Here is a 13,191-nt window from a genome sequence, read left to right as displayed (position 1 = left end):
AAAAAGTGGTCCCTCGAATGAGGGGCCATTTTTTTTGACTGTAATTTTGGGCGTCGTTGTTTAATCATGTTTAATGTTTTTTCTGGTGTTGAGGGTGTTGCTGTTTATTATGGGTTGCTTGTGATTTTTGTATCTGGAAGTTGGTAGGTTAACCGTATATGAGTATTTATGTTTAAATTCATTCGGTTAATTAGTAGGACGGATCAGGTATCTGGTTTTATCTTAAGAATTATCTGTCAGATGGTTCGGTACATGGTTAGTAGTGAATTTTTCCATGGAACTTTTCCGAGAGGTGTTTTTCTGTATTGGTCCCTCCCGGTACAACCCTGGCAAGGGGCATTTCCTGAAAGTGGCGTGCGTCGTGTTTACTTTTGCTGGTTTGGCAGGCGTTTTTTTGCTCAAAATATGTTTGCTCACGGAAAGTTCTGAAAGGCCAAACAATAACCCACACATCCATATAGGCGTTTTTTTGTAGGCCTATTCTCATAACTTTGTGGGTTGGGTCTCTGCTTGTCGTTACTTGGGGGGGAGTGCTATGCCAAGGAGGAAACGACTAGGCTATTGTGCTGGTTCTGAATAATTCGAACAGCGAAATTGGACTTGCCCATGAATAAAGTGCTGATCGTGGATGATCATCCCGTCATTCGCCTTGCTGTACGCATGCTAATGGAACGTCATGGTTATGAGGTCGTTGCAGAGACCGATAACGGAGTCGACGCGTTGCAACTAGCGCGGGAGCATATGCCGGATATTGTCATCCTGGATATTGGAATCCCCAAACTTGACGGTTTGGAAGTTATTTGTCGCCTGTCTTCCACCAAGCAGGCGCAACCCTTCAAGGTATTGGTGTTGACGTCGCAGGCGCCGGGCCACTTCTCCATGCGCTGCATGCACGCGGGCGCGGCTGGCTACGTGTGCAAGCAACAGGATCTGACCGAGTTGCTGAGCGCGATCAAGGCGGTGCTGTCCGGCTACAGCTACTTCCCCAACCAGGCACTCAACTCGGTGCGTTCCAGCCAGGGTAATACCTGCGAAGCCGACATGGTCGAGCGGCTTTCAGGCCGGGAGATGATGGTGCTGCAGCAACTGGCCCAGGGGAAGACCAACAAAGAGATCGCTGATGGCATGTTCCTCAGCAACAAGACTGTGAGCACGTACAAGACGCGCTTGCTGCTCAAGCTCAACGCCCGGTCCCTGGTGGACCTGATCGAGCTTGCCCAGCGTAACGGCCTGGTTTAAGAAGCAGGGAGCAACAGGCAGAAAAAAGCCTCCATGGCGGAGGCTTCTGTGTGATCGTTTGGCTAGAGATCGAAATCGTAATCGGCCAACTGTTTTTGCAAGCGTCGCTCTTCCAGAAGGTTGTCGATGGTGCGGCGTTTGCTCAAATTGGTCTTGGCAACTTCTACAGGCGCCTCGGCTGCCTCGTCCGTGTCTGCGGCCACAAAGTCTTCTTCTACATCCAGTTGTTCTTTGCCAGTGCTCATAAGGTTAACTCCAGGCTAAGACTGCCGTTGGCGCTCCTTATATCGACAATCGTGCACCGGGTAAAAAAGATTTTTTCAATCGACTGATCAATAAAACCAATGATTGCTCAATCGTCCGACGTCTTTTCCTTGTATTCGCACAAGTCTTCGATGCGGCAGCTGCCACAGCGCGGCTTGCGGGCCTGACACACATACCGACCGTGCAGGATCAGCCAGTGGTGGGAGTCGAGCAGGTAAGGCTTTGGCACAAACTTCATCAATTGCTTTTCGACCTCCACCACATTCTTGCCCGGCGCGATTCCCGTGCGATTGCTGACACGGAAAATATGGGTGTCCACCGCCATGGTCAATTGGCGAAACGCCGTATTGAGCACCACATTGGCCGTCTTGCGGCCTACGCCGGGCAGGGCTTCAAGTGCTTCGCGGGTCTCTGGCACTTCACCGTTATGCAACTCGACCAGTAGTCGGCAGGTTTCAATGACGTTTTTCGCCTTGCTGTTGTACAGGCCAATGGTCTTGATGTACTGCGACAATCCTTCGACTCCCAGGGCGTGGATAGCAGCCGGGGTGTTGGCCACGGGAAACAGCTTGGCCGTGGCCTTGTTGACGCCCACATCCGTCGATTGCGCAGACAGGATCACGGCAATCAGCAACTCGAACGGCGATGAGTAGGCCAGTTCGGTCTTGGGCTCGGGGTTGTCCTCGTGAAACCGACGAAAGATCTCCAGGCGTTTTGCGGCGTTCATTGGGCGAGCGGTTCCTTCAATGTGGTGTGTGGCGTTGGGTCCAGGCCTGCCACCCGGCGAGCAGCAACCCGAGCAGGATAAACCCTGTGGGGGCGAGGGTGGCGATGCTACTGCCGAGTAACAAGCGCGAGAGGGTGATTGCAGCCAGTAGCCCGGTTACTAGCGCGAACAGTTTAAGTTGTGCCCTGCGCTGGTGGGCGGCGAACAGGCCTTCGTGCTCAAGCAGCACGCATTGCAGGCCGATCAAGGCCAGGTATGCCCCCAGGCCCGTAGACGGGGCAAAGGCCACTGCCTGCGCCACTAGGTTGGCGCAACTGACCCAGGTGGTGGCCAGTAATACATTGGCCATCAGCTGCCACTGGCCACTGAGGCGATTGCGCACCCAGCCGCAGCTCCAGCCATGGAGCATCATGATCAGCGTCCACATAACCCAGAACGTTGCAGCGCTCGCCGGCGTGTCACTGACACCCAGCAGCGCCGGCAGCAGCAACAGGTTGCCGAGGACCAATGGCTTAGTCATGGTCGGTGCGCTCCAGCAGGGCCTGGCGGTGCTCGTCAAAATACCGCAGGGCATCGTGGATCGCGTTGATCACGGCGCGGGACGTGATGGTCGCACCGGCCATTTGGTCGAACTGGCCGCTGTCTTTCTTCAGCGCCCAAGCCTGTGGATTTTCCTGCGACAGCCCCTTGAATGAGGCAAGCCAGGGATTGCCGGGTTCGCTGATATGCCCGCCCAGCGTGGGCGTTTCCGTGTGTGCCAGGGTCATGACCCCGAGCAGCTTGGCGTTGCGGTCGATGGCAATCAGCAATTGGATGCGGCCACCATAACCCTCGACCTGGGAGCGCAGCACCACGGAGCTGGGTTTGCCGGCCAAGGTCGCGAGGTAAGCTCCCAGCAGTTGGCTGTTGTCCAGCATTGCCGAAGTAACGTCCAAGGGGCGTTCCAGCGGTTGATTGTCATAACTGCCAGCGGGCAGTACATCCAGCAACGCCCGGCTTTGCATTTCACGCTGCTGCGCGGCAATGGGCTTGGCGGTCAGCTGTTGCAGGCCAAGGGTCAGGCCTACCGCGCCGGCGGCGATCAAAAGCACGCTCAAGGCTTGCGAGGTGCGCTTCATGCTTCCACCGCCTGCGGCCGCGTCCAGCGCTCCAGTGCCGGCACTGCCAGGTTCATCATCAGCACCGCGAACGCCACGCCATCCGGGTAGCTGCCCCAGGTGCGGACCAGATAGGTCAGCAATCCCACGCCCACCCCAAACAACAAGCGGGCCCGCGCACTTTTTGCACCCGACACCGGCTCGGTGACGATAAAGAAGGCCCCGAGCATAGTGGCTCCGGTCAGCAAGTGAAACAGCGGCGAGCCATGGGAGTCCGAACCCGAGCCGTTCCAGCACAGCAGGCTGATGACAAACAGGCTGGCGAGCATGCCCACCGGCCCATGCCAGCTGAAGACCCGTTGCTGCAGTAAATAGAGGCCGCCAGCGAGAAATGCCAGGTTCACCCACTCAGTGCCTTTACCTGCGAGCTGGCCGAAAGCCGGGTGGCGGGCAAACAGCTCGTCGACAGTCAGGCTGTTATTGATGCGCAAGGCGTCCAACGCAGTGGCCCGGGCCCAGGCATCGGCGGTCTCGCCGTGCAGGCCGAACACTTGTTGCAGGCCGGCCAGCAGGTCCAGGCCGTGGGACGCCGGCCAATGGGTCATTGGCTGGGGAAAGGCCAGCAGCATCAACGCATAACCGAGCATGGCCGGGTTGAAGGGGTTTTGCTTGCCGCCATACAGGTGTTTGCCCAACAGCAAGCCACTGCTGACAGCGCCCAGGCATAACCACCACGGGCAATAAGGTGGTAGCGCCAAGGCCAGCAACACCGCGCTGACCAGGCCGCCCAAGTCGCGGGAATCATGGCCGCGCACTTGGCGCACACCGGCTTCGACGGCCCATGCACAGCTGCCGGCCAGCAACAGATTGATCAGCACGCCCCAGCCATACAGCCAGAACAGCACCAGCACGCCGGGCGTTGTGGCCAGCAATAATCGCTGCATGGCGTGTTGCTGGCGATCAACCACCTCAGGCGCTGACATGACTATCTACTTGCCGTTGGGCTTCATCCACGCGCAGCCTGGCATCCGTCAGCTCGGCGGCACTGCTGGTGGGCTGGCGCTCAAGTTTGCTCAGGTCGGCGCGGGCATAGGCCAGGGCGGTCTTCAACTGGCGCAGGTGACGGTCGATGGGCCGTTTCTCGATACGTTGCAGGTCCGGCCGGGGCTGCTCGGATTTTTCTTCGGCTGCGTGCAACACCTGTTCGGCGGCGGCCAGGGCTGCGCCGAGTGTGGTCAGTTGCTCTGCATCGGCCAGTGCGTCCTGGGCCTTTTTCAGCTCGGCGCGACGCATGGCCAGCTGGATTTTTGCGCGCTTGAGCTCAGGGTCTTTACTGGCCTGGGGGGACGCCACTGTGGGGGCGTTCGCTTCGAGGGCGGTCAATGCCTGTTCGGCGGACTCAAACTGCTGCTGCAGGATGATCAACTGCGACTGCTGCTCAAAGGTCGGCGGATGGCCAAAGGCTTTCAGGGATTTGTGCAGTTGCGCCCGGCTCATTGCCAGGTTGACCTTGGCTTTTTTTAACGCTGTGTCGATCTCTGCGGCTTTTTGTGCGCGCATGCGTTCGATGGCGGCCTGCAATGGGTCGCTATTGGCCTGCACGATGGGGGCCGGGCGTTTGCTGCGGGCCAGGCGCTCCGCCAGCTTGTGTTCTTCCTCGCGTTGCAGCCTTGCGTTGCGTTGCTCGAAGCGACGGCGGGCGCGATCACGCTTGGTCCCGCGCGCCTGGCGCTCCTCGGCAGTAATCGCGTAGCCCGCGACAATCGGCAGCACCGCGGCCAGGGGCAGCGGCAGCATGTCGATGCAGTCCACCGGGCAGGGAGCCACACACAAGTCGCAGCCGGTGCATTCATCCACGATCACGGTATGCATCAGCTTGGCCGCGCCGACAATCGCATCCACCGGGCAGGCCTGGATGCATTTGGTGCAGCCAATGCACTCTGCCTCACGGATAAAGGCGATCTGCGCCGGGGCTTCACCACGGGAACTGTCCAGCTCCAGCGGTACCAGGTTCAACAACTGCGCCAGTTCGGCAATGGTTTCGGGGCCGCCCGGCGGGCACTTGTTGATGGCCTCGCCCTGGGCGATGCCTTCGGCGTAGGGCCTGCAACCGGGGTGCCCGCATTTGCCGCATTGGGTCTGGGGCAGCAGGGCGTCGATACGTTGAATCAGGCTCATGGTTTGATCATTGCGTTTAAGCCCAGGAATGCCACGGCCATCAGCCCGGCACTGAGCAGGTCCACGGGCAGGCCTTTGAAGGGCTGGGGGATATCGTTTTCATCTATTCGCTGGCGCAAATCGCTGAACAGGCTGAAGGTCAGCCAGAACGCCGGGCCGATGCCCAGGCTATAGATCAGTTGGCTGGCGTTGCCCGGGCCCAGGAGTACCACGCTGAGCACGCCGGCGTTAGCCAGCAGTGGCACCCATAAGCCATCGACGGGCAGGGCGGGCACGTGGCGCGAAAGCCCATTCAGCAACGGCTGGCTCAACAGGATCGCCACGGGCACATAGGCAAACAGCCATAACGCGTCCAGCGCCAAGGGTTGCAACACGAAATGAACAAGCAGGTAGCTCGAAACACCCGTCAGCACCATCAACAGCGTGGTCGCCAACCCAAGGGCGTGTACCCGCAGTCGCTCCACCCCGGGATCTCCAGGCAGCGCCAGGCGCAGCAGGTAATGGCTGATCAGGGCGGCGCAGAGAAGGGCGACAAGCAGTTCGGTCATGGTCGAGCCGGTTAAGCAAACAGGGCCTGATTATCCGGCAAGCAGGGAGAGGGTACTAGCGCAAACCGCCCTGTCGCGGCCAATCACCGCGACAGGGCGCTTCGGGTTACTTGATGCGCTGGCCAGGCTTGGCGCCGCTGTCGGGGCTGAGCAGGTAGATTTCTTCACCGCCAGGGCCGGCTGCCATCACCATGCCCTCGGAGATGCCGAACTTCATTTTTCGTGGCTTGAGGTTGGCGATCATCATGGTCAGTCGACCATCGAGCTTGGACGGGTCCGGGTAGGCACTCTTGATCCCGGAGAACACGTTGCGTTGCTCGTCGCCGATATCCAGGGTCAGGCGCAACAGCTTGTCGGCACCTTCCACGGCTTCGGCCTTGATGATCAGTGCAACCCGCAGGTCCACGGCGGCAAAGGCGTCGAAGTCGATTTCCGGTGACAACGGATCCTTGGCCAGCTCGCCATTGCCGGCCGGGGCGGCTTCGCCGGTGTCGGTCTGGCTAGCGGTCAGGTCTTCCTTGGACGCGTCCGTCATGGCCTGCACCTTGACCGGGTCGATACGGGTCATCAGCGGCTTGAACTCGTTGAGCTGATGGTTGTTGAGCAGGCTGGCGTGGTCATTCCAGGTCAACGGCGCAACGTTGAGGAAGGCCTCGGCGTCAGCGGCCAGCAACGGCAGCACCGGCTTGAGGAAGATCACCAACTGGCGGAACAGGTTGATGCCGGTGGCGCAGATGGCCTGGACTTCATCCTGCTTGCCTTCCTGCTTGTTCAGCGACCACGGCGCTTTGTCGGCGATCCAGGCGTTGGCGCGGTCGGCCAGGCCCATGATCTCGCGCATGGCGCGGGCAAAGTCGCGGGCTTCATAGGCGTCGGCAATGCTTGGCGCGGCTGCCAGGAAGGCATCGGTCAGCTCCGGTGCGGCGTTGACCGGCACCATCACGCCAGCATTGCCCTTGTGGATAAACCCGGCGCAACGGCTGGCGATGTTGACCACCTTGCCCACCAGGTCCGAGTTGACCTTCTGCACGAAGTCTTCCAGGTTCAGGTCCAGGTCGTCGACGCCGCGGCCCAGCTTGGACGCGTAGTAGTAGCGCAGGTACTCCGGCGACAGGTGGTCCAGGTAGGTGCGCGCCTTGATAAAGGTGCCACGGGACTTGGACATTTTCTGGCCATTGACCGTCAGGTAACCGTGTACGGCGATGCCGGTCGGCTTGCGGTAGCCCGAACCTTCGAGCATCGCCGGCCAGAACAGGGCGTGGAAATTGACAATGTCCTTGCCGATGAAGTGGTACAGCTCGGCGGTGGAGTCCTTGCCCCAGAACGCGTCGAAATCCAACTCTGGCGTGCGGTCGCAGAGGTTCTTGAAGCTGGCCATGTAGCCGATCGGCGCGTCCAGCCACACATAGAAGTACTTGCCCGGCTCATCGGGGATCTCGAAGCCGAAATACGGCGCATCGCGGGAGATGTCCCACTGTTGCAGGCCAGCATCCAGCCATTCGGCGATCTTGTTGGCTACGGCGTCCTGCAGGGTGCCGCTGCGGGTCCAGGCTTGCAGCATTTCCTGGAAATCCGGGAGCTTGAAGAAAAAGTGCTGGGAATCCTTGAGCACCGGGGTGGCGCCCGAAATCGCCGATTTCGGATCCTTAAGGTCGGTCGGCGCGTAGGTGGCGCCGCATTTTTCGCAGTTGTCGCCGTACTGGTCTTCGGTGCCGCACTTGGGGCAGGTGCCCTTGATGAAACGGTCGGCCAGGAACATTTTCTTTTCCGGGTCGAAATACTGGGTGATCGAGCGGGTGGCAATGTGCCCGGCGTCACGCAGCTTGAGGTAGATCTGGCTCGACAGCTCGCGGTTTTCTTCGGCGTGGGTCGAGTGGAAGTTGTCGAAATCCACCAGGAACTCGGCAAAGTCGGCGCTGTGTTCAGCCTGGACGTTGGCGATCAGTTGTTCCGGGGTGATGCCTTCCTTTTCGGCGCGCAACATGATGGCCGAACCGTGGGCGTCGTCCGCGCAGACATAAATGCATTGATTGCCGCGATGCTTCTGGAAGCGCACCCACATATCGGTCTGGATGTACTCAAGCATATGGCCAAGATGGATGGAACCATTGGCATAGGGCAGGGCGCTGGTGACGAGGATCTTGCGTGGCTCGGACATGGGGCTCGGCTACTTGATGAAACGGAGGTCGGCCACTATAAAGCGCCGGGAAATTTATTTCACCCCGTGAGGCTGTTTCAGGGTTTTCCAATGTCGCGAAAGCATGCCCCTCACGCCTCGGAACGGTTAGGATAGCCGCCTGTTTTAGTCTGTCTTTTCCGGGAGTAGCCCATGAGCGCCGTCAATCGCGCAGCGGTGGAAGCCGTTCTTCGCCAGTACACCGACCCCTATCTGAACCAGGACCCGGTCAGCGCCGGCTGTGTCCGGGCCATTGATGTGCAGGGCGACCAGGTTTCGGTCCAGCTTGAACTGGGCTACGCCGCAGGTCTGTTCAAGAGTGGTTGGGCACAGATGCTGCAAATGGCCATTGAAGGCCTGGATGGCGTGCGCTCGGCCAAGGTCGACATCCAATGCGTGATCGCTGCGCACAAGGCCCAGGCGCAGATCCCGGGCCTGGCCAACGTCAAGAACGTGGTGGCCGTGGCATCCGGCAAGGGCGGCGTGGGCAAGTCGACCACGGCGGCCAACCTGGCCCTGGCCCTGGCCCGTGAGGGCGCGCGGGTGGGCATCCTCGACGCCGATATCTATGGCCCCAGCCAAGGTGTGATGTTTGGCATCGCCGAAGGTTCGCGGCCCAAGATCAAGGACCAGAAGTGGTTCGTGCCGATCCAGGCCCATGGCGTGGAAGTGATGTCGATGGCCTTCCTCACCGATGACAACACCCCGATGGTGTGGCGCGGGCCCATGGTATCCGGGGCCTTGATGCAGTTGGTGATGCAGACCGACTGGGGCAACCTGGACTACCTAGTGATCGATATGCCACCAGGCACTGGCGATATCCAGCTGACCCTGGCGCAGAAAGTACCGGTGGCAGGCTCGGTGATCGTCACCACGCCCCAGGACCTGGCGTTACTGGATGCGCGCAAAGGCGTGGAAATGTTCCGCAAGGTCAACATCCCGGTGCTGGGCGTCGTGGAAAACATGGCGGTGCACATCTGCTCCAACTGCGGTCACGCCGAGCATTTGTTCGGTGAAGGCGGCGGCGAAAAGCTCGCCACCCAATATGATGTTGAATTGCTGGCGTCGTTGCCGCTGTCGATGGGCATTCGCGAGCAGGCCGATGGCGGCAGGCCGACGGTAGTTGCCGAACCCGATGGACAGATCGCCATGATCTACCAGGAACTGGCCCGTCACGTCGGGGCGCGGATTGTCTTGCAGGAAGCCAGCACCCAGGCAATGCCGACCATCACTGTCAGCGACGACTGATCGGCCTGAAGGCAGAAAAGCCTCGACCCTGTCGGGGCTTTTTCTTGCCTGGCGTAAACCTTTTGGGCGGTCGGGTGTGCATTTTCCTAATGGGCGTTGTAAGCATTCGCTTACTTTTGAGTAAGTGTTTGGTTTTTTAACCGCGCCGGGACGTCTCGAATTACCTGTGCATATTTATAACTATTTGAAAAGTAAGGTTTATTTATTTCTGTTTGAGGACCGTGGCAGGTTGTGCTTGCGAATGGATCCCGTTGAACTTGTTCGGGAAGTCTCTAATATCAGCCCTGTGTCCACGGATTGACACAGTCATCAAGGAACGATGACTCAGGGAAGTTCGCAGGATGCGATTCATCAGGACGATGAAAAGGAACACAGGGACTAGGGAAAAATGTGGGCGGGTCAAACCGCCCCTTTTTTTTGCCCGTAGAAAAGTGAAATCCACCCCGTAGAAATGCAAAAAGGCCCGCAAGGGGCCTTTTAGAGGACATCGGCGCGATCAGCGCTCGAGGTCTGCGATCTTGCCTTTTTTGCCATCCCACTCTGCCGCATCCGGCATCGGGTCTTTGCGCTCAGTGATGTTGGGCCAGATTTCCGCCAGCTCGACGTTCAACTGAATAAATTCCTGCATCTCTGCCGGGACTTCATCCTCGGAGAAAATCGCAACGGCCGGGCATTCTGGCTCACACAGGGCGCAGTCAATGCACTCATCCGGGTGGATTACCAGGAAGTTCGGCCCTTCGTAAAAGCAGTCCACCGGACACACTTCTACGCAGTCGGTGTACTTGCACTTGATGCAGTTGTCGGTGACGACGAAGGTCATTTCTAATTTTCTCCTCAGGCGGCGGCAGCGAAACCCCTTGTGGCAGGGCTCGCGAGGTTTGGGAGCGATAGTCTGCAGGCCAGGCTAAAAGCCCGCAGCATCCCAAACCGCGCGAGATTCTATCAGCTTGCAAGCGTCTGCGTTAGACCCGTGTCTTCAGTGCATAGAGCAATTCCAACGCTTTTCGTGGAGTCAAGTCGTCCAGGTCAAGCTTTGCCAACTCATCCAGCACCGGGTGAGGCAGGCTGGCGAACATATCACTCTGCATCGGCACGCCCGGTTTACTGGCGGCCTTGGCTGGGCTGGCCACCACGGTTTCGTGGGGCAGGGCGGTGGTTTCCAGGCGGCTGAGGTGCTCGCGGGCGCGCAGGATTACATCGTTCGGCACACCGGCCAACTGGGCCACGGCCAGGCCGTAACTCTGGCTGGCCGGCCCTGGCAGCACGTGGTGCAGGAACACGATGCGCTCGTTGTGCTCGGTGGCATTGAGATGCACGTTGGCCACCAATGGCTCGCTTTCCGGCAGCACGGTCAATTCGAAGTAGTGGGTGGCGAACAGCGTATAGGCCCGCAAGTGTGCCAGGCGCTCGGCGGCCGCCCAGGCCAGCGACAGGCCGTCGAAAGTGCTGGTGCCGCGCCCCACTTCATCCATCAGCACCAGGCTGCGGTCGCTGGCGTTGTGCAGGATATTGGCGGTTTCGCTCATTTCCACCATAAAGGTCGAACGGCCACCGGCCAGGTCATCGCTGGAACCGATACGGGTGAAGATGCGGTCCACCAGGGACAACTCGCAACTGGCCGCCGGCACGAAGCTGCCGATATGCGCCAGCAGCACGATCAATGCGGTCTGGCGCATGTAGGTGGATTTACCGCCCATGTTCGGACCGGTGATCACCAGCATGCGCGTATCGTCGTCCAGCGACAGGTCGTTGGCCACGAACGGGGTGGTCAGCACTTGCTCCACCACCGGATGGCGGCCCTGGACAATGCGCATGCACGGCTCGCTGACAAAACGCGGGCAGTTCAGGTCAAGGTTCAGCGCGCGCTCGGCAAGGTTGCTCAATACATCCAGCTCGGCCAGGGCCGCAGCGGTGTCCTGCAACGGCGCGAGCTGACCGATCAGGTCTTCGAGCAAGGCCTCATAGAGCATTTTTTCCCGGGCCAGGGCGCGGCTCTTGGCCGACAGTGCCTTGTCTTCGAACTCTTTGAGCTCAGGGGTGATAAAGCGCTCGGCACCTTTAAGGGTTTGGCGACGCTGGTAATCAATCGGGGCCTGCTCGGCCTGCTTGCTCGGCAACTCAATAAAGTAGCCGTGCACGCGGTTGTAGCCGACCTTCAGGTTGGCCAGGCCGGTGCGGGCTTTTTCGCGGGCTTCCAGGTCGATCAGGAACTGCCCGGCGTTTTCGCTCAAGGCCTGCAGCTCATCCAGCTCACTGTCGTAACCGGTCTTCAGCACGCCGCCGTCGCGGATGATCGCGGGCGGGTTGTCGATAATGGCTTTTTCCAGCAGCGCAGCCAGTTCCGGGTAAGTGCCGGCCGTGACAGCAAGTTGTTGCAGGTGCGGCGCTTCCAGCTCGGTCATCGCCTGTTGCAGCTCGGGCAGCACACCCAGCGCGTCACGCAGGCGCGCCAGGTCACGCGGGCGGGCATTACGCAGGCCGATCCGCGCAAGAATCCGCTCGATATCGCCAATTTCCTTGAGCTGCGGTTGCAGCTTTTCAAAGCGGTAGCCGTCCAGCAGGCAGGTAATAGAAGACTGGCGCGCCTGCAATACGGTCAAGTCGCGCAGCGGGCGGTTCAGCCAACGGGTCAGCAAACGGCTGCCCATGGCGGTCTGGCAACGGTCGACGACCGACTGCAGGGTATTGTCGCGCCCGCCGGCCAGGTTGGTGTCCAGTTCCAGATTGCGCCGGCTGGCACCATCGAGCACCACCGTGTCGTCCAGGCGCTCATGGCGCAGGCTGCGCAAATGCGGCAGGGCGGTACGCTGGGTTTCCTTGGCGTAATTGAGCAGGCAACCGGCAGCGCCGATGGCCAGGGTCAGGGTCTCGCAACCAAAACCTTTCAGATCCTGTACGGAGAACTGCTGGCACAGGCTTTTCAGCGCCGAATCGCGCTCAAAATCCCACGGCGCGCGACGCTTGGCCCCACGGCGTTTTTCCGCCGGCAGATCCTTGGGCCAATCGTCCGGGATCATCAACTCCACCGGATTGATGCGCTCCAGCTCCGCCAGCAGGTTCTCCCAGCCCTTGATCTCCAGGACGGTGAAATTGCCACTGGTGATATCCAGCACCGCCAGGCCGAACAGCCGCTCATCCCCCAGCACCGCAGCGATCAGATTGTCGCGCCGCTCATCCAGCAGCGCCTCATCACTCACCGTCCCCGGCGTAATGATCCGCACCACCTGACGCTCCACCGGCCCCTTGCTGGTCGCCGGGTCGCCGATCTGCTCACAGATCACCACCGACTCACCCAGCTTGACCAGCTTGGCCAGGTAACCTTCCAACGAATGATAGGGAATCCCGCACATCGGAATCGCCTGCCCAGCCGACTGCCCGCGCGCGGTCAGGGTGATATCCAGCAACTTGGCGGCCTTCTTCGCATCTTCATAGAAGATCTCGTAGAAGTCGCCCATGCGATAAAACATCAACTGATCAGGGTGCTGGTTTTTCAGGCGCCAGTACTGCTGCATCATCGGGGTATGGGAGGACAGATCGGACGTATTTTTACTCATTGGGTAGTAGGCAAATTCGTTGAAAGTGGTGGGGCAAAGGGGGCGCTTGGCCCAGCATTTTTTGCGATGGCGGCAAGGTTAACATGTGAGGTCAGTGCTTCGCAGTTCACAAACGGCCAGGTACAACCGCATGCACCATGCACAAAATATGCAAATTAGC

At 59.7% G+C, this 13,191-nt stretch carries 12 protein-coding genes; 2 read left to right on the top strand and 10 right to left on the bottom strand.

Going from position 1 to position 13,191, the window contains the following annotated elements; genetic code table 11:
• The first annotated feature begins 606 nt into the window (after positions 1–606).
• Positions 607–1,239, top strand: a complete 633-nt coding sequence (locus ACO77H_RS22120; RefSeq protein ID WP_169954444.1) for a response regulator transcription factor — start codon at positions 607–609, stop codon at positions 1,237–1,239.
• Positions 1,240–1,301: 62 nt separating this feature from the next.
• On the opposite strand, the gene ACO77H_RS22115 is transcribed toward ACO77H_RS22120, so the two are convergent.
• The 8 genes from ACO77H_RS22115 to metG form a co-directional block, all read right to left on the bottom strand.
• Entirely contained in the window at positions 1,302–1,484 is a 183-nt protein-coding gene (locus ACO77H_RS22115; RefSeq protein WP_169954443.1) for a PA3496 family putative envelope integrity protein, read from the bottom strand.
• A 107-nt stretch (positions 1,485–1,591) separates the two neighbouring features.
• Positions 1,592–2,230 (bottom strand): endonuclease III, encoded by a 639-nt coding sequence (gene nth / locus ACO77H_RS22110; RefSeq protein WP_169954442.1) that lies wholly within the window; start codon positions 2,228–2,230, stop codon positions 1,592–1,594.
• A gap of 16 nt (positions 2,231–2,246) precedes the next feature.
• Positions 2,247–2,750 carry an Rnf-Nqr domain containing protein gene (locus ACO77H_RS22105; RefSeq protein WP_170056803.1) on the bottom strand — a complete coding sequence of 168 codons (504 nt, stop codon included), beginning with the start codon at positions 2,748–2,750 and terminating at the stop codon, positions 2,247–2,249.
• Positions 2,743–3,348 (bottom strand): RnfABCDGE type electron transport complex subunit G, encoded by a 606-nt coding sequence (locus tag ACO77H_RS22100; protein WP_170056804.1) that lies wholly within the window; start codon positions 3,346–3,348, stop codon positions 2,743–2,745. The genes ACO77H_RS22105 and ACO77H_RS22100 overlap by 8 nt, the downstream gene beginning before the upstream one ends.
• A complete protein-coding gene (locus tag ACO77H_RS22095; RefSeq protein WP_170056805.1) occupies positions 3,345–4,310 on the bottom strand; it encodes an RnfABCDGE type electron transport complex subunit D in 966 nt (321 codons plus the stop codon). The genes ACO77H_RS22100 and ACO77H_RS22095 overlap by 4 nt, the downstream gene beginning before the upstream one ends.
• A complete protein-coding gene (gene rsxB / locus ACO77H_RS22090; protein ID WP_170056806.1) occupies positions 4,297–5,505 on the bottom strand; it encodes an electron transport complex subunit RsxB in 1,209 nt (402 codons plus the stop codon). Before rsxB ends, ACO77H_RS22095 begins: the two co-directional genes overlap by 14 nt.
• Positions 5,502–6,053 carry an Rnf-Nqr domain containing protein gene (locus ACO77H_RS22085; protein ID WP_170041838.1) on the bottom strand — a complete coding sequence of 184 codons (552 nt, stop codon included), beginning with the start codon at positions 6,051–6,053 and terminating at the stop codon, positions 5,502–5,504. The genes rsxB and ACO77H_RS22085 overlap by 4 nt, the downstream gene beginning before the upstream one ends.
• A gap of 106 nt (positions 6,054–6,159) precedes the next feature.
• Positions 6,160–8,211: a methionine--tRNA ligase gene (metG, locus tag ACO77H_RS22080; RefSeq protein WP_169954436.1), complete on the bottom strand. Its 2,052-nt coding sequence runs from the start codon at positions 8,209–8,211 to the stop codon at positions 6,160–6,162.
• 171 nt (positions 8,212–8,382) lie between these two features.
• Between metG and apbC the strand changes: the two genes are divergently transcribed.
• A complete protein-coding gene (apbC, locus tag ACO77H_RS22075) occupies positions 8,383–9,477 on the top strand; it encodes an iron-sulfur cluster carrier protein ApbC (RefSeq protein ID WP_169954435.1) in 1,095 nt (364 codons plus the stop codon).
• 496 nt (positions 9,478–9,973) lie between these two features.
• On the opposite strand, the gene fdxA is transcribed toward apbC, so the two are convergent.
• Both fdxA and mutS read right to left on the bottom strand, forming a co-directional pair.
• Positions 9,974–10,297 (bottom strand): ferredoxin FdxA, encoded by a 324-nt coding sequence (gene fdxA / locus ACO77H_RS22070; RefSeq protein ID WP_003208688.1) that lies wholly within the window; start codon positions 10,295–10,297, stop codon positions 9,974–9,976.
• A gap of 142 nt (positions 10,298–10,439) precedes the next feature.
• Positions 10,440–13,031, bottom strand: coding sequence for a DNA mismatch repair protein MutS (mutS, locus tag ACO77H_RS22065; RefSeq protein ID WP_170041840.1), 2,592 nt, complete (start codon positions 13,029–13,031; stop codon positions 10,440–10,442).
• Between the last annotated feature and the right edge of the window lie 160 nt (positions 13,032–13,191).

The organism is Pseudomonas sp. WMBT8 (genome assembly GCF_050916005.1).
In the GTDB taxonomy this organism is placed as follows: Bacteria; Pseudomonadota; Gammaproteobacteria; order Pseudomonadales; family Pseudomonadaceae; genus Aquipseudomonas.
This window is presented reverse-complemented; position numbering and strand designations above follow the sequence as displayed.

Excerpts from the sequence above, each read along its gene's own strand:
- ACO77H_RS22115 (WP_169954443.1), bottom strand. The coding sequence starts at position 1,484 with ATGAGCACTGGCAAAGAACAACTGGATGTAGAAGAAGACTTTGTGGCC.
- nth (WP_169954442.1), bottom strand. The coding sequence starts at position 2,230 with ATGAACGCCGCAAAACGCCTGGAGATCTTTCGTCGGTTTCACGAGGAC.
- ACO77H_RS22085 (WP_170041838.1), bottom strand. The coding sequence starts at position 6,053 with ATGACCGAACTGCTTGTCGCCCTTCTCTGCGCCGCCCTGATCAGCCAT.
- ACO77H_RS22095 (WP_170056805.1), bottom strand. The coding sequence starts at position 4,310 with ATGTCAGCGCCTGAGGTGGTTGATCGCCAGCAACACGCCATGCAGCGA.
- ACO77H_RS22105 (WP_170056803.1), bottom strand. The coding sequence starts at position 2,750 with ATGACTAAGCCATTGGTCCTCGGCAACCTGTTGCTGCTGCCGGCGCTG.
- metG (WP_169954436.1), bottom strand. The coding sequence starts at position 8,211 with ATGTCCGAGCCACGCAAGATCCTCGTCACCAGCGCCCTGCCCTATGCC.
- ACO77H_RS22120 (WP_169954444.1), top strand. The coding sequence starts at position 607 with ATGAATAAAGTGCTGATCGTGGATGATCATCCCGTCATTCGCCTTGCT.
- apbC (WP_169954435.1), top strand. The coding sequence starts at position 8,383 with ATGAGCGCCGTCAATCGCGCAGCGGTGGAAGCCGTTCTTCGCCAGTAC.
- mutS (WP_170041840.1), bottom strand. The coding sequence starts at position 13,031 with ATGAGTAAAAATACGTCCGATCTGTCCTCCCATACCCCGATGATGCAG.
- rsxB (WP_170056806.1), bottom strand. The coding sequence starts at position 5,505 with ATGAGCCTGATTCAACGTATCGACGCCCTGCTGCCCCAGACCCAATGC.
- ACO77H_RS22100 (WP_170056804.1), bottom strand. The coding sequence starts at position 3,348 with ATGAAGCGCACCTCGCAAGCCTTGAGCGTGCTTTTGATCGCCGCCGGC.
- fdxA (WP_003208688.1), bottom strand. The coding sequence starts at position 10,297 with ATGACCTTCGTCGTCACCGACAACTGCATCAAGTGCAAGTACACCGAC.